The organism is Kitasatospora sp. NPDC088134 (genome assembly GCF_044741705.1).
Taxonomy (GTDB): Bacteria; Actinomycetota; Actinomycetes; order Streptomycetales; family Streptomycetaceae; genus Kitasatospora.
In genome coordinates, this window is record NZ_JBIUTD010000027.1 from 69,281 (window position 1) to 86,981 (window position 17,701).

The 17,701-nt window shown below is 74.4% G+C and carries 19 protein-coding genes; 13 read left to right on the plus strand and 6 right to left on the minus strand.

The features are described from left to right. Window positions 1-53: 53 nt before the first annotated feature. The 4 genes from ACIOHG_RS30860 to ACIOHG_RS30875 all read left to right on the plus strand — a co-directional run bounded on the left by ACIOHG_RS30860 (window position 54) and on the right by ACIOHG_RS30875 (window position 6,517). Window positions 54-2,417 (plus strand): hypothetical protein, encoded by a 2,364-nt coding sequence (locus tag ACIOHG_RS30860; RefSeq protein ID WP_400955494.1) that lies wholly within the window; start codon window positions 54-56, stop codon window positions 2,415-2,417. A gap of 137 nt (window positions 2,418-2,554) precedes the next feature. Continuing rightward, window positions 2,555-3,355 carry a DciA family protein gene (locus ACIOHG_RS30865; protein ID WP_400955496.1) on the plus strand — a complete coding sequence of 267 codons (801 nt, stop codon included), beginning with the start codon at window positions 2,555-2,557 and terminating at the stop codon, window positions 3,353-3,355. Beyond that, window positions 3,348-4,724, plus strand: coding sequence for a replicative DNA helicase (locus ACIOHG_RS30870; RefSeq protein ID WP_400955498.1), 1,377 nt, complete (start codon window positions 3,348-3,350; stop codon window positions 4,722-4,724). Before ACIOHG_RS30865 ends, ACIOHG_RS30870 begins: the two co-directional genes overlap by 8 nt. A gap of 524 nt (window positions 4,725-5,248) precedes the next feature. Continuing rightward, window positions 5,249-6,517 carry a tetratricopeptide repeat protein gene (locus tag ACIOHG_RS30875; RefSeq protein WP_400955499.1) on the plus strand — a complete coding sequence of 423 codons (1,269 nt, stop codon included), beginning with the start codon at window positions 5,249-5,251 and terminating at the stop codon, window positions 6,515-6,517. A 15-nt stretch (window positions 6,518-6,532) separates the two neighbouring features. Here ACIOHG_RS30875 and ACIOHG_RS30880 read toward each other — a convergent pair whose 3' ends face one another. From ACIOHG_RS30880 to ACIOHG_RS30900, 5 genes are all read right to left on the minus strand, one after another. Then, the gene (locus tag ACIOHG_RS30880) at window positions 6,533-6,916 is read right to left on the minus strand and encodes a hypothetical protein (RefSeq protein WP_400955502.1); all 384 of its coding nucleotides are present in this window, start codon (window positions 6,914-6,916) and stop codon (window positions 6,533-6,535) included. A gap of 20 nt (window positions 6,917-6,936) precedes the next feature. Next, window positions 6,937-7,683 carry a helix-turn-helix domain-containing protein gene (locus ACIOHG_RS30885; protein WP_400955504.1) on the minus strand — a complete coding sequence of 249 codons (747 nt, stop codon included), beginning with the start codon at window positions 7,681-7,683 and terminating at the stop codon, window positions 6,937-6,939. 819 nt (window positions 7,684-8,502) lie between these two features. Next, window positions 8,503-8,913, minus strand: coding sequence for a hypothetical protein (locus ACIOHG_RS30890; RefSeq protein WP_400955505.1), 411 nt, complete (start codon window positions 8,911-8,913; stop codon window positions 8,503-8,505). 173 nt (window positions 8,914-9,086) lie between these two features. Beyond that, window positions 9,087-9,728 carry a hypothetical protein gene (locus ACIOHG_RS30895; protein ID WP_400955507.1) on the minus strand — a complete coding sequence of 214 codons (642 nt, stop codon included), beginning with the start codon at window positions 9,726-9,728 and terminating at the stop codon, window positions 9,087-9,089. Window positions 9,729-10,065: 337 nt separating this feature from the next. Then, window positions 10,066-10,194: a hypothetical protein gene (locus ACIOHG_RS30900; protein WP_400955509.1), complete on the minus strand. Its 129-nt coding sequence runs from the start codon at window positions 10,192-10,194 to the stop codon at window positions 10,066-10,068. A 295-nt stretch (window positions 10,195-10,489) separates the two neighbouring features. Between ACIOHG_RS30900 and ACIOHG_RS30905 the strand changes: the two genes are divergently transcribed. From ACIOHG_RS30905 to ACIOHG_RS30930, 6 genes are all read left to right on the plus strand, one after another. Further along, entirely contained in the window at window positions 10,490-11,581 is a 1,092-nt protein-coding gene (locus tag ACIOHG_RS30905; protein ID WP_400955510.1) for a DUF6083 domain-containing protein, read from the plus strand. Continuing rightward, entirely contained in the window at window positions 11,578-12,252 is a 675-nt protein-coding gene (locus ACIOHG_RS30910) for a hypothetical protein (protein WP_400955512.1), read from the plus strand. The genes ACIOHG_RS30905 and ACIOHG_RS30910 overlap by 4 nt, the downstream gene beginning before the upstream one ends. Window positions 12,253-12,257: 5 nt before the next feature. Continuing rightward, window positions 12,258-12,842, plus strand: coding sequence for a hypothetical protein (locus tag ACIOHG_RS30915; protein ID WP_400955514.1), 585 nt, complete (start codon window positions 12,258-12,260; stop codon window positions 12,840-12,842). 356 nt (window positions 12,843-13,198) lie between these two features. Continuing rightward, on the plus strand, window positions 13,199-14,029 hold the full coding sequence (locus ACIOHG_RS30920) for a DnaB-like helicase C-terminal domain-containing protein (protein WP_400955515.1): 831 nt from the start codon (window positions 13,199-13,201) through the stop codon (window positions 14,027-14,029). Window positions 14,030-14,310: 281 nt separating this feature from the next. Then, entirely contained in the window at window positions 14,311-14,853 is a 543-nt protein-coding gene (locus ACIOHG_RS30925) for a type II toxin-antitoxin system Phd/YefM family antitoxin (protein ID WP_400955517.1), read from the plus strand. Continuing rightward, window positions 14,850-15,248 (plus strand): type II toxin-antitoxin system VapC family toxin, encoded by a 399-nt coding sequence (locus tag ACIOHG_RS30930; protein WP_400955518.1) that lies wholly within the window; start codon window positions 14,850-14,852, stop codon window positions 15,246-15,248. Before ACIOHG_RS30925 ends, ACIOHG_RS30930 begins: the two co-directional genes overlap by 4 nt. Before the next feature lie 159 nt (window positions 15,249-15,407). Here the strand turns inward: ACIOHG_RS30930 and ACIOHG_RS30935 are convergent, their stop codons facing one another. After that, window positions 15,408-16,376, minus strand: a complete 969-nt coding sequence (locus ACIOHG_RS30935; protein ID WP_400955520.1) for a hypothetical protein — start codon at window positions 16,374-16,376, stop codon at window positions 15,408-15,410. Window positions 16,377-16,577: 201 nt separating this feature from the next. Here ACIOHG_RS30935 and ACIOHG_RS30940 point away from each other — a divergent pair, with 201 nt between their 5' ends. The 3 genes from ACIOHG_RS30940 to ACIOHG_RS30950 are packed head-to-tail and all read left to right on the plus strand — an operon-like array spanning window position 16,578 to window position 17,445. Continuing rightward, window positions 16,578-16,793, plus strand: a complete 216-nt coding sequence (locus ACIOHG_RS30940; RefSeq protein WP_400955522.1) for a hypothetical protein — start codon at window positions 16,578-16,580, stop codon at window positions 16,791-16,793. After that, window positions 16,790-17,122, plus strand: coding sequence for a hypothetical protein (locus ACIOHG_RS30945; protein WP_400955523.1), 333 nt, complete (start codon window positions 16,790-16,792; stop codon window positions 17,120-17,122). Before ACIOHG_RS30940 ends, ACIOHG_RS30945 begins: the two co-directional genes overlap by 4 nt. Window positions 17,123-17,151: 29 nt before the next feature. Next, window positions 17,152-17,445, plus strand: coding sequence for a hypothetical protein (locus tag ACIOHG_RS30950; RefSeq protein ID WP_400955524.1), 294 nt, complete (start codon window positions 17,152-17,154; stop codon window positions 17,443-17,445). Window positions 17,446-17,701 lie beyond the last annotated feature (256 nt).

The following is a 17,701-nucleotide window of genomic DNA, read 5'->3' on the forward strand; positions in this document are numbered from 1 at the left end:
GTGCTGTCCCGAACCAGGCGGTGGCTCCGGAGGCATTGCTGCTGGGTGAGCCGATGCGGCTGCGTCTGCAGGCTGCGGTGCACGCCCTGCTGGCGGACGAGTCGGTGGCCGGCCTGCCGGACGCCGCGCGCCTGGCGGCGGTGGTGGTCTTCGCCAAGGGCGCGGTGGAGACCGGCCGGACCGTGCTCTGGTCGGGCGAGCTCGCCAAGTGGCTCGGCGTGAGCGTCTCCATGGTCAGCCACCGGGTGCTGCCGCCGCTGCGCGCGAAGGGCGCGCTGCGGACCCTGGTGGTCACCAACGACGCCGGCGAGCCGGTGGCGCTCGACCTGAGCCTGGAGCCGGTGGCGCGGCTGCGGCGTGCCCGCGACGTCCGGCACCCGCTCGCGCTGACCCGGCCCGAGCTGACGACCCTGATGCGGCTGTGCCAGGCGCTGTTCGGTCCGGGCCGGACGCCGAAGAATGCGGCGCCGACCCCGCCCGGCCTCCTCGCCCAGCGCGAGCGGGAGCAGCGGCACGGTGCGGCCAGCGATCGGCTGGCGTTGCTGCTGTTGGTGCTGTCGTGCCGGGAAAACGGCTGGTTGAAGCTGTGCTCCGGCACGTTGAAGGCCCCGGAGTTGGGCCGAGGTGCGGCCACTCTCGGGCTGCTGATGCGCGGCGGGGCGAAGGCGGTCACCCCGGCGGCGGCCGACCGGATGCTGTCGCGGCTGGAGGGGTACGGCGCGGCCGAGGTGGAGCGGGACGAGAACGGCGTGCCGACGGGCCGGGTGAGGCTGCTGCCGGTGGCCGAGAGCTACGCGGCGGTGCGCCCGGGCAAGAAGGTCCCGGCCGTGCGTCCGGCGGCCCGGCCGCGGCTGCGTGTGGTGGAGGTGCCGCCGGTCGCCGCGCCGGCGGCCGGTCCGGTATGCCCGGACGCGGAGGCGGTCCGGGAGGCTGCGGCGGCTTCTTCGTTGCCTCCGGTGAGTACCGAAGGAGATCTTGGAAGCACGGATCGGCTGTCGGAGGCTCCGGAAGGCTCCGGACCTGCGGAAATGCCGACCGAGGCGTCGGATGCGGCGGGTTCGCCGAGTGCCGACTTCCACGCTCCCCACGCTCCTGTTGTTGCTGTAGGTGGTGATGGTGACCGTGAAATTGGTGGTTTTTCCGGCGCGAGCGCCGCGGGGGTGACCCGCCGTCGGCCGGGGCGCGCGGGCGCGCGCGAGGAGCACGGGATCACGGCGTGCTCCAGCTCGTCGCAGGCCGGGGCTGCCTGGCCTGGGCCGGGCCCGCTGCGCAGGGAGAAGCCAAAGACCGGGCACGAGCGGAACGGCTTCGGCGAGCAGCAGACGGGCCGTGCGGCCGGGCGGGCGGAGGTTGGTTGCGGCCGGGTGCCGCAGGCGCTGGAGCCCGCTGCCCTGCTGTGGTCGCGGGTGCGGCCGGGCGCGCGGCCGGTGGTGCTGTCGGCGCTGCGCGAGCACCTGCGGGTGGCGGAGGGCTGGTCGCAGGACCCGGCCCGGGCGGTGGAGGTGCTTCAGCAGCGCCTGGTGCGGCGTCTGCGGGTTCAGGGCGGGGCGTCGCCGGTGCGGGACGCGGTCGGCTGGCTGCTGGGCGTCGGTCTGCCGCAGCGCCCCGGGTGCGGGCTGGACAGCTGCGACGACGGGCAGTGCCTGCTGACGGACGGGCCGTGTGCGGGGTGTGCCGCGTCCCTTGCCACCCGGCGGGTCCTGCGGCGCATCGTGGTGCGCGAGGTCGTGCGGATGACGCCCGAGCTGGACTTCGATGCCCGGCGGCCGGTGATCGACCGTCAGTTGGCGGCGCGCACCGAGGCGGCTGCCGCCCGGCGTGCCGAAGCGCTGGCGGAGCACGACCGGTGGGAGGCCCGTCGGCTGCGCCTGGCCGAGGAGCGGGCCGCGGCCGAGCGGGCCGCGGGCTGCGCGGTGTGCGCGGAGCCGGGGGTGGCCGGGGTGTGCGAGCGGTGCGAGGCCGACAGCGAGGTCGTGTCCGCGAGGGAGGACTACTGCGACATCGCGGTGGCGTTCGAGGCGGACCTGGCGTCGGAGGGCGACGTCGCGGCGGTCCGCGCCCGGGCCGCCCGGGAACTGGAGCAGGCGGTGGAGGCGGCGTGCCCCGTCGGCGTCGACCTGCAGGGCAGGCGGTTGAGCAACCGGGTGACGGTCCTGGGCATGCTCGACTCGATCCGGGCCGCGGCCCGGAAGGCGCTGTCGCAGTGCGGGGCCGCCCGGTTCGAGGCGCAGCGGGTCCGGGAGACGGAGGAGCGCCGGTGGGCCTCGGTGCAGGGCAGCCGGGCCGAGAGGGCGGCGTGCGAGCGCGCGGTGCAGCGGGCCCGGGAGCGGGTGGCCCGGTACGTGCTGGCGGAGCGGCTGGAGGCGGTCCGGGCCCTGCGGGCGGGTGGGCCGGTGCGTGTGGCGGCCCGGCCGTGACGCGGCACGGGAGTGCGGCCCCGAGTGGCAGCGCGCCCGGTGCGGCGGCGGGGTTCCCTGCCGGGGTCGGGGCGTGCGCGCCCGGCGGCGGCCGGGGCCGGCCTGCGGTGGGGTGTCGGTGCGCGATGATGACCGGCATGGACAGCACGCCGGCGGACGGACCGGTCCCCCCGTACCAACAGGGCCGCGATCCCGCCCGGGAGCTGCTGCGCTTCTACCGGACCGGCCGGCGACCGGTTCCCGAGCCCCGACGGGCCCGCCGGCGGTCCGAGCCGGTGTCCGAGCCGCGCCGCCCGGGGCCGGAGCTCCTGATCGACCTGCTGCAGGTGGAGGGCGTGCGCTCCCCGCGGTGGGAGGCCGTCGTCGGCCCGGACATCGCCGGCAACGCCCAGCCCGTCCACCTGGACGCCGCGACCGGCACGCTCACCGTGGCCGCGCCGAATCGGGCCTGGGCCCAGCAGCTCGACCTCCTCAAGGGGCAGTTGGCGCGGCGCGTGGACCACGAGTACCCGCTGCTGGGCTGCGTGTCCATCGCTGTCGTGAACGCCGAGCCCCGGCCGGGCGACGTCCTGGCGGTGGACCGGGCCATGCGCGAGGCCGCACGCCGCCGGCGGGCCGAGGAGCAGCGGGCGCCCAACGGGTGGGAGGTTCGCCTCGACCTGTACGACGCCATCGGGGAGCAGACCGGGGCCGCCGCCCGCGAGCGCGAGCGGCGCGCACAGCAGTGGAAGGTGCCCGCGGCCTGGCTGGAGGGCGAGGAGCTGCTCGACCCGCCCGCGCTGCGCGAGCGCTGCCCCGCGGCCGAGGAGGCGTCCGGGGAGGACGGGGCGCTCGGATACGCTGACTGGCAGCTGCCGGAGACGGAGCCCATAGAGGTGTTCCTGGCCCGCCGGCGTGAGGGTCGGGCGCGTGGACGAGGGGCGGACACCTGTGGCTGAGACGGAACCTGGCGCGGAATCAGTTCCGGAGCCGGAGCCGGACCTGGCGCCGGAGAGGCCCGCGGGGCGTGACGAGCGCGACCTGCTGCGCGATGTGCTCCTGGACGGGGACCTGGTGGCGGACGTCGCCCGGATCATCGACCCGGCCGACTTCGCCGACGCGCTGCTGGGCCTGGTCTTCCTCGCGGTGCTGGAAGTCGCCGGCGAGGACGGCGAGGTGGGCGCGGTGGAGGTCGGTCGGAAGCTCGCCGACCTCGGCGACCTGGAGCGCGTCGGCGGGCAGGACGCCCTGGACGCGATGGCCACCGGTTCCCCCGACCGCTCCGGGGCGCTGGCCCGGGCCCGGCGCATCCGGGGCGCGGCCGTACGCCGGCGCCTGGCCGCCGCCGCGGCGGCCATCGAGGAGGCCGTGGCCAGCGAAGCGCCCGCCGAGGAGATCGCCGGCGTCGCGGAGCGGGCCGTGTTCACTGCGGTCGGCCCCCGCCAGGACGAAGAAGTGCCGCAGCTGGCGGACTTCATGGAGCAGACCCTCGACGACATCGAGGCCGTCGGCCACGGCACGGCCCGCTACCAGCACCTCACCGGCATCCCCACCGGCTTCGCCGACCTGGACCTGATCACCGGCGGCCTGCAGGCCGGGAACCTGATCGTCATCGGCTCCCGGCCCGGGATCGGCAGCAGCACCCTCGCCCTGGACATCCTGCGCTCGTGCACCGTCGAGCAGGACGTGCCCGCCGTGCTCTTCGCCGGGCAGATGACCAAGCAGGAGGTGTCGCGGCGCGTGCTGTCCGCCACGGCCGCCGTGCCGCTGCACCACCTGCGCAGCGGCATGATGAGCGACGACGACTGGACCCGGCTGGCCCGCCGGATGCCCAAGATCGTCAAGGCGCCGCTGTACGTCGACGACACCGCCACCACCCTGGTCGACATCCGCTCCAGGGCGCGCCGCCTGGTCGCCCGACGCGGCGTCAAGCTCATCGTCGTGGACCCCGTCCAGCTCCTCAACTACGGCCTGCGGCCGTTCGCCAGCCGCTACGAGGAGGTCAACGAGATCAGCCGGCACCTGAAGCTGATGGCGAAGGAGCTGGGCGTGCCGGTGCTCGCGGTCTCCAAGCTCAACCGCGGCCCCGCCCAGCGCCCGGACCGGCGCCCGCAACCGGTCGACCTGCGCGACTCCGGGACGCTGGAGGACGACGCCGACCTGCTGCTCCTGCTGCACCGTGAGGATGCCTACGAGAAGGAGTCCCCGAACGCGGGCATCGGGGAGATCGCGGTGGCCAAGCAGGTGCACGGGCCGACCGGCCTGCTGGAGGTGGCCTTCCAACCCCACTACTCGCGGTTCATGGACCTTCTGCCTTCCCGCGAGTAGCCGGTGTAGGGTCTCAGGTTTCGGGGCACAGTCTCACGATCTTGGCATCGAACGCGGCATCGAACAGAGAAGCCGCAGTTCAGAGCCCCGCCGCTCCCGGCGGGCCAGTCGAGACCGTGAGGAAGTGCCACGTTCGTGAGACTGGGAGCTGTGCCATCGGTCTGAGACGGCGACAGAGCCCCTGGTCAGCGGGCACGGCCTGTGCCACGAGCTGCGAGACCCTACAGCCGGTCGGCCTTCGCCCCGGGCCGGGGCACCGCGGCCGGTGCCGGCCGGGAAGCGGATCCGGTCCCGGGGGACGGCTGACCCGTCTCGCCGAAGTCTGATCAGTCTCAGCGAAGTTCGACGGGCCGGATTCGCCTCGTCGGACAGTGCCTGCGGGCGGATCTGCGGTGTGTCGGGAGTGGCGGCTAGGGTGCGGGGCCATGGACGCTGCTGATCTTGATCACCGGGCCCGGACCTTGTCGCACTGCATTCCCGCGTCGCTGGTGATCCGGCTTCTGGAGCTTGGCCACGAGCGGGAAGTGGAGTTCCAGGCCGGGCGCGGGGAGTGGTACTGCGCGCTGGAGTGGGCGCGGCTGCTCGGCGGCCGACGGCAGTACGAGCAGGCGCTTCAGGTGCTTGCCCCGTACATCGCGACGGGCTGGTGGCCGGCCGCCCGGGCCCGGGCCGAACTGCTGGAAGGCTGGGGCAGGGCGCAGGAGGCGATCGAGACGTCCCGCCCCCACACGCAGGCCGGCGACCGGCTGGCCCTGAACTTCTTCGCACGTCTGCTCGCCCGCCACGGCCGGGCCGCCGAGGCGGTCGCGCTGCTGAGGCCCGGCGTAGGGGACTGGTTCATCGCCCAGGCCCTGGTCGACGTCGGCGATGCCGCAGGCCGGGACGAGGATGTGGCGGCGCTGCTGGAAGCCCGGATCGAGGCCGCGGTCCCGGCCTGCGACGACCCCGACTGCCACCGGCTCCGCCTGGAGCCGTCCAACGCCTTCGACCTGCTCGCCACCGTCCGGGAACGGCAGGGACACGTCGACGAGGCGATCGCCCTGCTGCGCCGCAGGGAGGCCACGTCGGTCAACGGCCGGGACGCGCTGGCCGACCTGCTGGCCAGGCACGGACGGATCGGGGAACTGCGCGCGTACGCCGACTCCGAGTACCACGGGCACGCCGTGCAGAGTCTGGCCGAGGTGCTGGAGGAACACGGCGACGCGGAGGGAGCGATCGCCGTCTACCGGACCTTCGCCGAGAAGCCCCACGGCATCTGGCGTGTTGCCCATCTGCTGTCCCGGCTCCTGGTCCGGCACGGCCGCGTCGACGAGGCGATCGCGGTGCTGCGCGCTCTGACCGATGCCCCCGGCGGCGCGGACGACTGCGCCGTCGACGCGCTGTGCGCCCTGTATGCCGAGCACGGCCGCGCTCAGGAGGCGCTGGCCCACCTCGACGCCCTCAAGGAGCGGCGTGGCGGTGAGGAGGAGTGGGACTTCTTCCGGATACGGCTGCCGCTCATGGCCGACTGCGGCCTGCTCGACGAAGTGATCGAGCAGGCCCTGGCACACCCTGAAGGCGGCACCTGGTACGCGGCCTGGTCCCTCTCGCACCTGCTCGCCGAGGCAGGCCGCACCGAGGAAGCCGTCACGGTCCTCGAACAGCACCCCGGTTACAACGACGCTGTCCTGGCCCACCATCTCATCGGCCTCGGCCGCATCAAGGAGGCCGTCCACCTCCTCCAAGCCCGGCCGACCACCGCCCCGGATCCCGATCCCCGGGTCGGCACCTACTCCAACGAACCACCGTTCTGAAGCCGGAGGCCATAGTCAGACTTCGCCGAGACGGGTCAGCGGCAGTTCGTCGCGGGCGGCGCACCGGCCCGGGTCCTCCCCGCGGCCGCGGTGGTGGACGTGGTGGTCGTGGACGGTGTCGTGTTCGTGGATGGTGATCGGCGCGGTCGCAGCCGGCGGGCCGTCGGAGCCGCCGAGGAACTCGCCGTCGAGGACGGGCAGGTTGCCCAGTTGCAGGACGCCGTCGCCGTCGATCGCGGAGCGGCCGTCCTCCAGGCCGATGACCGACAGTCCGAGCCGCTCGCCGTACGGGACGCTGTCGTCGACGGCGATACTGAAGCGGGCGCCGTGGCGGAGGTCGGCGTAGGTGCCGGGGATCGCAGTCCCGGCCTGGTCCTCGGTGCCCAGAGTGCTCTGCATCGAACGCTTGCTCTGTGCGGTTACAGCTCGTCCGCCCCATCGGGTTCCTCGCCGCCGCCCGCGCCCTTGAGATAGGCGTTGAGGGTGGGGCGGGAGACGCCCGCCCGCTCCGCCAGCTCGGCCCGGGTCAGCTTCGCGCTGCGCCCCTCCCAGGCGTTGCGGGCGAACTGGCCGAGGCTGGCCCGGGCGCTGCCGAGGGCCTGTTCGAGCGCGTGGACGCGGGCGCCGGCGACCGCGACCCGCTGCACCTTGTCCAGGCGGGGCGGGCGCAGCGCGTGCACCTCGGCGATCCGGGCGGCCAGGCCGGCCCAGTCCAGCTGGGCCCAGTCGAGGCCCAGCCGGTCGGTGGCCGGCCCCGTCGACAGTGCGCCGCGGACGGCCTCGGGGCGGACGCTGCCGATCTGCGCGACGTCCTCCCAGCGCAGGTGGGGCGGGAGGCGCTCGTCGGGCTGGAGGACTTCCCGGGTGCAGGTCGGGCAGTCGGGCGCGCCGCCGGCGGGGCCGGGGCACACGGCGGGCATCGCCCAGCTCAGGCTGTAGGCGGCGTGGGTCTGGGCCGGGCGGATGCAGCCGTCGCCGTCGGGGTGCGGGCGCACGCGCAGGACCGGGCTCGCGGGGCGGGTGGCGAGGATGTGCTCCGCCGCCTGGGCCATCCCCTGGTCGCCGCGGCCCGCGAGGGGCAGGCCGTCGGCGAGTGCGAGTTCGTGCAGGGCGCGGTTCAGGGGCTGGACGGGGGCGGCATCGTGGGAGGTGTCTACGGTAATCACCCCACTATGTAAACACTTTTACGCCTATGCGTAAAGGTATTTACGAAACGGGTGTCGGGGCTCGCCACCCGCCGCCGCGGCGGAAGGCGGCCCCGGCGGCGAAACCCGCTCCCCGCCGAGAAGCTGACGGTACAAAATATCTCCTATGCCCTATGTGGGCCCGTTCGGCAGCATGGACGCCGAACACGAATGGCCCGACGCGCTGTGCCTGTCCCGCACCCACTGCACGGACGCCCCCGAGCAGGCCCTCAGGGAGTTCAACGCGGCGGCCGCCGCAGCGATCAACGACGGCATCCCGCAGCCGGCGTTCTTCCGCTCCCGGCAGTTGGCCGAGCTCTCCCCCAAGGCCCTCCTCGGACCCGGCCGCCGCGGTCACGACCTCGCGGCGATGCTGCAGGAACTGGAGGACCAGGGCGACGACCTGTTCTCCGGCGGCGAGCGCCAGAATCTGGTCGTCGCGTTCGTCCGGGACCTGTACGGCCACGACCCGAAGGGCGACCAGGGCCGCTACCCCACGACCACCGGGGGCACGCTCTCGCCGGCCACCATGTGCTGCGCCGAACCGCAGCGTCTGCGTGCCTATGTCGACATCCTGTCCAACTGCACGCACGACCGCCTCGGCCGCGCCCAGGTCTTCTGGCGGCGGCACACCACCACAACACGAGGGCGGCCCCGGATTCACCGGGGCCGCCCTCGTGCACGTCCGACGGGAGCTCACTCCGTCGCGGCGACGAGCGCCTGCTTGAACAGCTTGCAGCATCCGGGCCGGGCGCAGCAGCCCTTGGGGCCGACCTCCGCCACCAGGCGGGAGGAAGCGTCTCAACGGCGCTCGGCGAGCCATGGGGCGAGCCTGCCTGCGAGCGGATCGAGGCCGCGCGGTGGAGCTGGCGGCCCCGCCGGGGGAACGCTGCCCGCGTGGTACTGGAAGAAGAAGCTCAGATCGCCGTCGGCGGAGGCAAGGGATTCCAGGGGAACCAGGGGATCCGTCCCGGCCATGAAGCGCGGCTTCTCCCACTCCGGCGAGATCTCCGCGATCGGGGCACCCTCGGCGCGGTTCCAGCCGCGGAACATCACCCAACGGGCGCCGCGCATGCGCACGGGATAGTCGGCCACCCAGGCCACGAACTCGCCCAGCGTGGCGCCGTGGAAGGTGACGTTCTGCTGGTGCGGTGCATGGACGTCATCCCCCGTGCACACGCTGTCGCGCGTCAGGACCACCTTCGTCGTCATGTCCGGCACGGTAGCCGCCGAGCCCATTTATCGTCAATGTGACATTAATGGCTGGCGCGGGCGGTCTCCGAGAGCCCGCCGGCGAACGCTCCAGCCCACGCCTTGCACCGCAGGCGAACTTCGATGAGACAGATCGCCACCGGTCGAACTTCGTCGAGACGGGGCAGCAGGGTTCAGGCGGACTCGGCCAGGGCGAGGCTCTGGCGGGCCCGGGCCCGAAAGAGCCTGTTCCACGCGTCAGGGGCGCGGCCGAGGGAGTCGGGCAGTTCCACCGCGGCGAGCAGGCCCTTGACGTCGGCGTACGCGGTGCGGGCGGCGCTCGGGGCGCCGGGGCGGCGAAGGTCGCGTTCGAGCAGCGCGCACAGTTGGGCGATCGAGGGCGGGGTGAAGGGCGTCCGGCCGGACGAGAGCCGGAAGGCAAGCAGTTCGGAGGCGGCCGGCCGCGTGCTGCCGGCGGCCACCAGGCGGTCGGCGATGCCCAGGAGGCGGCCGACGAGCCAGGGCGCGTCGCTGCCGTCCAGGTCGACGGCGGGCACCTTGCGGACGGCGAGGGAGACGGCCTGCTGGGTGATGGCGGCCAGGTCGGCGATCTGGCTCTGCGTCAGGCCCTTGCCCTCGGCGTGCAGGATCCTCATCAGCTCCGACCGCTCCTGCTCGGCCAGCTTGCCGTCGGCGATCCGCCGGGCGAGGGCGGTGAACTCCTCGCGGACCACGTCCATGTCCAGGTCCGCGACGGCGAAAGGCCGGGCGCTGCGGGGCGGGGCTTGCGCAGGGGTGCTGTCGGCGCCGGGTCGGGGCGAAGTGCTGTCGGGCACAGGGGCTCCTTCGGGTGCTGGGCGTCGCGGACGGATGCCGGGGCGGGTCGGGGGCGGGTGCCCGGCTGCCGCGGCCGGGCACCCGCCAGGTCGTTCCTGCTCGGTGCGGTAACGGGGGGGCGAGCAGGAGGCGGCCGTAGTCGGTCGGGGAGAGGCGGAGGCCCTCCGTCGGCCCGTACGGCTCCATCGCGACCTGGCCGGGGCGGCGAGCGGCGCGTCGGGGGTGCGGCGCGACGGGCCGGCGCCGACGTTTCCGGGCTCGCGCAGGACGTGCACCGTCCCGGTGGCGATCCGGTGCAGACGCCGAGCACGCGCTTCAGCGGTGCGGACCGCCGCGTCATCCCTCCCGGCCGGGGCGGGAGGTGGCGCGGTCCTCGGTGCAGTCCGGGCACATGCAGCCGGTGCAGTGCCCGCAGAAGTCGTCCTCGCAGACGTCGCAGATGTACACGGGCAGTTCGTTGTCCATGCTGGGTCTCCTGGTCGGTTCGGGTGGGAGGCCGCTCGACGGATACCGGCTGGGCCGGTCCCTGCGCCGTTGCGGGAAGTCGGAGGCAGCAGGCGCCACTAGATCCTTGTACAAGTCCCTTGTATCAGGTCGGGGCCGACCCTACAATCCCCTTGTACCGGTTCGGCCGCCGCCCGGCGGCGGCCCCCGCCACAGCCACCGTCCGCCCGCGAGCCCGGCAGGCACGAGCCCCGGCCGCACTGTCGGATACGGCATGATGGACCCCCACATCAACAGCCCCAGGGGAAAGCTGACGATGACCCAGACGCCCTACACCATCCCGATCGGCGCGCGGCTCACCCCCGCCGCCCGCCTCGATCCGTGGAGCCCCTCCAAGACCCTGCGCTCGCACGCCACCGGGGCCTGCCAGTACTGCGGCAACCCGGTCGAGTGGTACGACCGCGCCGACGGCGGCCGCATCCCCATGCTGCCCGGCGAGTTCCCCGCCCGCCGCATCCCCGGCCGCTACCGCTGGACCGTCGAAGGCGGCTCGGCCCGCCACGGCAGCCACGGCCGCATCGACAAGTTCTGCCGCATCGCGCACCCCGCGGTGTGCCCCGGCGTCCAGCACACCGGCCTCGACCCGGTGCTGGTGCCGCTGCAGCAGGCCCTCGCCCTGCGCACCCGCAGGATGATCGACGCCGGGACCTTCACCGCGCCCCTGGCCGACGACACCGCGGAGGATGCCGCCGAGGAACCCGAACCCGCCCCGGCCCCCGACGCCCCCGCCCCCGCCGGCCGCCACGTCCTGGCCTGGGGCGGCCGCCTGCGGATCGCCCCCTGCCCCATCGACGAGGTCCGCTGCATCGCCCTGGACGACGAGAGCGGCGACCGCTGCGAGGACACCCTCTTCGACCTCGCCGAAGGAAGCTGGGAGCAGATCCCCGTCCCCGTCCCGCCCGGCCGCAAGAACACCCGGCCCCGCGGGGCGATGTGGGTGTGGGAACTCGCCCCCCTCCATTACCGCGACGCCCTGCGCTGGATGCAGCAGCGCTGCACCCTGCACCACGACAGCGACGCCCCCGACGCCGTGCCCTGCGAGTTCGTCGAGTTCAACGCCGACCGGCACGGCAACTTCGTCCTGCGCCACCGCCCGCCCGGCTACCAGCGCCCCGCCCCCGCCCCCGAGCCCGGCGCCGAACCCGGCGAACCCGTTCGCACCGTCTGCTCCGGCGACAACTGCACCAACACCACCGTCGTCCCCGACGTGCCGCCCGACTGGCTCTGCTACGCCTGCGCCCGCACCCGGCAACGCCGCAGCGAGACCCACCGGCGCTGGCAGCACCAGCCCGACGACGCCCCGCCCCGACTCCGGCCCTGGCAGAAGCAGGAAGGACAGCAGCCGTGACCACCCCCTACAGCCCCTCCCCCGGCCGCGACCCCGTCCAGTGGGTCATGGGCCACTACCCCGGCCCCCTGGTCAACGTCCTCACCGACTACCACGGAGGCCTGCCCGCCGACGTCCGACAGATCATCACCGACCAGCTCCGGCAGGGCGTGCGCACCCCTGAGCGCCTCGCCGACCGCGTCGAGCAGCGCTGGTTCCTGCGCTACTCCCGCCTCACCCGCGACGAACTCCGGCGCCGCGCCGACGAGATCGCCATCGCCCTGGTCGCGCCCTCCGACTGCACCGACCCCGACTGCGAGGACGGCCTGCTGCTCACCGGCAGCCGCACCTGCCGCCTGTGCCTGCCGGCCCGCAGCGAGATCAACATGCGGGCCGAGGACGTTCCCGACGGGCGCCGCTCCACCCCGGCCGCCGTCAACGGCGCCGCCAGCGCCATCCGGGCGCAGCTGCGCCAGCGCAACGGCTTCCCCCGCGATCGCCGCCCCCGCCCCGGCGCCCCGCTGCCCACGAAGGCCAGGAGCACCTACGTGCCGGCGCCGTACACCCTGCGCGAGCCCGAACTCCCGCCCGACGACGACCAGGTCACCCAGGCCCCGCCGCGCTACACCCTGCGCGAGTCCGAGACCCTCCGCCCCACCGGCCGGCCCTCCTCCCCGCACCCGGAGTCCTGAACCCGATGAACCTCCGCTCCACCGCCGGCGTCACCCAGGTCCTGCTGGCCGACGGCTGGCACGACGTCCGCGCCGGCACCTACAAGGTCACCGAGCCCGTTCCGCGGCCCCGGGGGCGCCGCCGAGGGCAGCAGCCCCCGCAGGCGGCCGCCTTCGCCTTCGGCAGCGCCGACGGCAGCACCGTCACCGGGCCGCTCACCTCCGTCCTCGCCGTCCGCACCCGCCAAGCCGACCTGCACGTCGCGGAGGCACTGGTCCAGTGGTGCGGCTACTGCAACGACGGCCGCCCCACCGGCGACATGGGGCAGCGGTGGATCACCGCGGACAACGGCCGCCAAGCCCACTGCCCGGACTGCTGGAAGAGGGAGCCCGAGGCCGCCGACCAGCCCAAGTGGTGCGGGCACTGCCTGCACCCCGCAGCCCGCTGGACCACCTGGGGACCGGACCGGAGCCCCGGGTACATGCCCTGCCCGGACTGCCACCCCGACCTGAACGGCACCCTGACGCGAGTTCCCAGGGCCCGCACCGTCTTCATGAACTACCTCGCCGACATCCAGGAGGAGGACAGCGGCGCAGCCGCCGACTCCTGACACCGCATCAGCGCGGCCGGGCCCGGCAGCCGTCTCGTGAGGACTGCACGGCCGAGAAGGCGTACCGCACCGGCCGCCGTCGCGGGCGGTGACGGGAAGGGGGAGCGTGGAGCAGGACGCAGGAGGCCGTACAACGACGGCAAGGAGGCCCACCGGCAGGGCAGGGGCTGCGCTCCCGGTGGGCGTCGGGTCCGGGCAGCCACCGCCCCGGTACGCCTCCGCCCCGGCCACCGCGCCGGTGCGTGCGCCTGCCGCTGTCACCCGTTCGGGAAAAGCCCGGACAGCCGCCCGCCAGTGCGACAAGGTTTCCGCGACGACACCCGCCCGGCCCGCCCGCACCCCACGAGGAGCAGCACATGCTGCACACCGCCACCGAGCCCGCCGCCACCCCGCCCGCCCCCGACGAAGCGCACCTGGGCGTCCTGACCGGGCTGAGCGACCTGGACGAGCTCATCGGGCCCCTCCCGTCCGGCCGCCTGAGCGTCCTCGGCGGCCGCACCTCGGCCGGCTCGACCGCCTTCATGGTCACCACCGCCCTGCACAACGCCCTCGCCGGCACCGCCACCGCTTTCGTGACCACGCAGGTCAGCGAGGAGCAATCCAGGCGCAACCTGCTGGCCGCCCTCGCCGGCGTCAACCTCGACCGCCCCCGCACGGTGAACGCCGGACGGTGGGCCCGGACCCGCCGGGCCGGGAGCGCCCTGGAGAAAGCCGAGATCTGCACCTGGAACCCGATCCAGGGCGACAGCGGCCAGCCCACCGCGGAGACCTCTGGGGAGGTCTGCGACCGGCTTCGCGAACTCCACCGGCGCAGCCCACTCGGCCTGGTCCTCGTCGACGACCTCTCCCTCCTGGCCCACCGGGAGCCGACCGGCGGGCAGGCCGTCCGGGACCTCGCGCGCCTTGCCCGCGACCTCGACATCCCGGTCCTGCTCGCCGCGCACCTGCGCTTCGGCACGGAGATGGCCGAGAGCGACCTGCCCACCGCCGCCGACTTCGCAGACCCGCACGTCCGGCGGGCGGCCGACGCGGTGCTCCTGCTCCACAACCCGAACCGGTACGGGAAGGCCCCCGGGCGCGCCGGGCTGGTCGACGTGATCGCCGCGCACGGCTGGAGCGCGGCCGAGACGGCCACCGTGCGCTTCGAACCCGAGTACCACCGGTTCGTCGACCTGCCCAACTCCTGAGCCCCGGAGGCGCGTGCGATCCCCTCCCGGCCGCCGTCGCGCAGGCCGGCTCGGCGGGTCGGCCTGCGCCCACCGGGCCGTGGTGACGGGCAAGGAGAACGTGCAGTGGGGCGCACGGCGGCGTACATCGACGGCAAGGATGCCCAACAGCTGTTGCACCGGGACCGCGCCTGCCGGGTCGCTGCCCTGCTGCGGCCGGGGCCCGGCCGGGGTCGACCATCCGCAGGATCGGAGCTGACGGTCCGGCTTGCCGCAGGCGACCAAAGTTGTAAAGTCTTTACATGACTACAGAGTCGCAGGGCCGTCCCGATCTCCCGGCGAACGTTCCCACCGTGGCGCTGGCCGACGCCCGCGCCGAACTCTCCAAGATCGTGACGCTGGCCGAGCACACCGGCCGGATCACGGCCATCACCCGGTACGGCAAGCCCGTCGCCGCGGTCGTCCCGGCCGCGCTGCTGCACCTGCTGTCCGGGGCGCACATCGGCCCGCGGCCGATCGAGCCATCCGAGATGGAACGGCTGGCCGATCGGGCCCGGTCCGCCGACCGGCGCCCGACCAGTGACGACATCACCGCCGCTGTCGAGGACGTCCGGGCCGAAGACACCGAACCGAACACCGGCCCTCTCCCGCACCGGGACCTCCGTCCCCAGCACATCGTCCCGGCCAGGGGCGACTGGTCCCCGATCGCGATGAACATGCCGGTGCGCGACCTCCTGGCGCACACCTCCCTCGCGGCCGAAGGCCTGGAAGCGCTGCCGGCGGACCTGACGATGGCGGACGTGCTGGCAGCCTGGGCCGAGAAGCAGCAGGGCGGCAGCCAGTGATCGTCGTGGACGCGAGCGCGGTGGTCGAAGCCCTGATCGGGGCCGGACCGACGGCCGACCGGGTCCGCCGGCGCCTGATCGGGGAGGACGTCTACGCCCCGGCCCACCTGGACCACGAAGTCTCCCGGGTGATCGGCCGGCTGCTCCAGAAGAAGCTGCTGACCGAGCAGGACGCCCAGGCCGCGATCGAGGACCTGGACGCCCTTGAGGTGCAGCGGATCCCGATCCCCGGGCTGCTGCTCCGTGCCTGGGAGCTGCGGCACAACACCTACGTCGGGGACGCGATCTACATCTCCCTCGCGGAGACGCTGAACTGCCCGCTGGTGACGACCGACAGCAAGATGGCCGGCGTGCCCGGCATCTCCTGCCCGGTCGACCACATCCCCCAGGCATGACCACGCGGCCGACGTGACACCACGCCGGACCACCGGCCGGGGACCGCAGGCCCTACCAGCTGCAACGGTGAACGGCTCCGCCCGCGCAGATGCCGCCAGCCTTCCCCGCTTGCGGCCGCCCGGCCCGATGGCATGCCCATCCCCCGTCCGCCCCGGCCGCTACCCCTCCGACGCCACGGTCATCAGCACGACCGTGCGCTGCACCTCCTGGTCGAGCATCGCCCGCGAGCGGTGCTGGCCGTTGACGAAGCCCCCGGCGCCGTCCGGGGTGATCGCCGAGTCCAGCCCGAACAGGGAATCGAGCGCCTGGCGCTGCCAGGAGTCCAGACCGTCCTCGCGGGCCCGCCGCAGCGCGAAGGCCGCCATACCTTCGGCACCGATACCGGCTGCCACCCCCTCGGCGAGTACCCCGACCGCGAACTCGGCGACCGGTCGCCAGTCCCCCTCGTGATACCAGCAGCAACCCCGGCCGCCGATCGCCCGCGCCAGACGGCGCCCTCGCCCGGGCGGCCGCGCCGCCCCGGCCGGCATGCACCCCGCAGTGCGGAACGGGCTCGGCACACCGAGCCGGGCGACCTCCATCACCTCGAAGCGCTGCTCCGGCTCGGGCTCCGGCACGGGCGCGACGTAACCCCCACCGCGTCCCGCGTCCACCGGCCCGCCGACCAGACGCTCCACCTCCTCCGCGGTGATCGGCCACCACCGCGGCGCACCCAGCCGGTACGGCTCGACCTCCCCGAACTCCACCAGCTCGAAGCCCGGCAGCTCCCACACCGGCTCGTCCTCGAACACCGATTGCTCCCCGGCAGGTCCGTCCCCGAGCAGCTGGCGCTGCACCCACAGCGGCGGCACCACCTCTTGCGGACACCACTGCTCCCACACCGCCGCGGCGTACTGCTCCACGCCGGTCGTCAGGCCCATCCCCTCCGCGAAGACCTGCGTCACCACCGCCACCGTCCGCTCACCCGCGGCCGTGAACAGCTGCAGCCGCAACGAGCACTCGGGCCGGTCCGGCAACGGGCGGTACATGTGCTCGTCCACGGTGCGCTCGCGCCGGGCCCCGAACGGGAGAACCGGCACCGGGCCGCAGGCATCCGGCCCGGATGCAGGGAAGTCGTCTTCAGCCATCCCCCGATCCTGCCCGGCCCGCCCCGCGAGTGCGAGAAGTTCGCCGACCTCTCCTCCTCTTCATGTCCCGCGCCCTGCCGAGCGGCGGGTGGCCCTCCGGCCGGTCGAGCCCCGCTCCGGCTGCCGGAGCGCCCGGAGCCGGACGGGGTCGCCGGCTGGCCCGTCCGCCGGGGCGGGGTCCTGTCAGCGGCCGCGCCTAGGTTGGCCGAAAAGATCATCGGTGGAGCGGGGCGGGAGGGCTGGGAGGACACCGAGGAATCGGTGCCGGACGCGTACGTCGCGCAGGCCCGCGGCGGTGACGGCGCCCTCCTCGCCGAGGGCGAGGGCGAGACCGTCGCCGAGGCGCTGGGCCGCCTCTGGAAGCTGAGCCTTTCCAACGAACCGCCGTTCGACGGCTGGGAGGAGAAGAGGAAGTGACCAGGAAGACCAAGACCTACGGGCCGCGCCAGCTCGCCCGCCACCTGGGGATGGAGGAGTGGCAGCGGGACAGGGCACTCCGCGAGGGCCTGATCCCCGGCCCGGACCCGTCCACGGCACGCTGGACGGCGCAGCAGGCCGACGACCTGGCCGCCCGCGCCAACGCGGTCCTCGCCGCCGTCGGAACGATCCCGGACGTCGGCGCCCGCCGGGCCGAGCAGTACCTGGCCGACCGCCTGCGCCCGGGCGAGCAGGTCGCGCCCGGCACCGTCGCCGAGGCCGCCTGCCCGTCCGGGGCGACTACCACGGCCCCCTGTACTGCGGGCTGACCCTGGAGCGCGGCCTGCCCCGCCGCACCGTGCTCGCCGCCTCGGCCGCCGGCCACCTCCACCAGCGCGAGGCCCTGCCCGTCCTGATGGCCCTGCGCACCTCCGACATCGACCACCTGATCCGCGCCGGCCTCCTGACCCCGGCCGAGACCACCCGCTCCAGCCACCACCGCCGCACCGTCGTGCCGCTGTACCGGTGGGCCGACCTCCAGCGGCTGCTGAACAGCCGGCGGATCGACTGGGAGCAGGTCTGCGCTACCCCGCCCGGACGGCGCTCCCCCCTGGCCGAACTGCCCGACGTCCGGCCGGCCGCCGCACGCTGAACCGACAGCCCTCCTGCTCCGCCCCGGACCGCCGGGGCGGAGTACCCGCCGCGCTGTCGCGGGCGGCCCAGCCGTTCGCGGTCGACCCCTGACGGCAGGGGGCGCGGGGACGATCAATGCGCGGAGCTCCACCCTCCGCCTCCCCGAACGGACACCCTGGCCCGACGGGATCACTCCGTTCAGCACCCCGGCCTTCTCCGGGGGCACAGCGCGGCGGCATGCGCCCGCGGCCCGTCGCGCCGTGCCCGGGCGCGGC

Excerpts from the sequence above, each read along its gene's own strand:
- ACIOHG_RS30860 (WP_400955494.1), top strand. The coding sequence starts at position 54 with ATGCGGCTGCGTCTGCAGGCTGCGGTGCACGCCCTGCTGGCGGACGAG.
- ACIOHG_RS30865 (WP_400955496.1), top strand. The coding sequence starts at position 2,555 with ATGGACAGCACGCCGGCGGACGGACCGGTCCCCCCGTACCAACAGGGC.
- ACIOHG_RS30880 (WP_400955502.1), bottom strand. The coding sequence starts at position 6,916 with ATGCAGAGCACTCTGGGCACCGAGGACCAGGCCGGGACTGCGATCCCC.
- ACIOHG_RS30890 (WP_400955505.1), bottom strand. The coding sequence starts at position 8,913 with ATGACGACGAAGGTGGTCCTGACGCGCGACAGCGTGTGCACGGGGGAT.
- ACIOHG_RS30900 (WP_400955509.1), bottom strand. The coding sequence starts at position 10,194 with ATGGACAACGAACTGCCCGTGTACATCTGCGACGTCTGCGAGGACGAC.
- ACIOHG_RS30905 (WP_400955510.1), top strand. The coding sequence starts at position 10,490 with ATGACCCAGACGCCCTACACCATCCCGATCGGCGCGCGGCTCACCCCC.
- ACIOHG_RS30915 (WP_400955514.1), top strand. The coding sequence starts at position 12,258 with ATGAACCTCCGCTCCACCGCCGGCGTCACCCAGGTCCTGCTGGCCGAC.
- ACIOHG_RS30920 (WP_400955515.1), top strand. The coding sequence starts at position 13,199 with ATGCTGCACACCGCCACCGAGCCCGCCGCCACCCCGCCCGCCCCCGAC.
- ACIOHG_RS30925 (WP_400955517.1), top strand. The coding sequence starts at position 14,311 with ATGACTACAGAGTCGCAGGGCCGTCCCGATCTCCCGGCGAACGTTCCC.
- ACIOHG_RS30935 (WP_400955520.1), bottom strand. The coding sequence starts at position 16,376 with ATGGCTGAAGACGACTTCCCTGCATCCGGGCCGGATGCCTGCGGCCCG.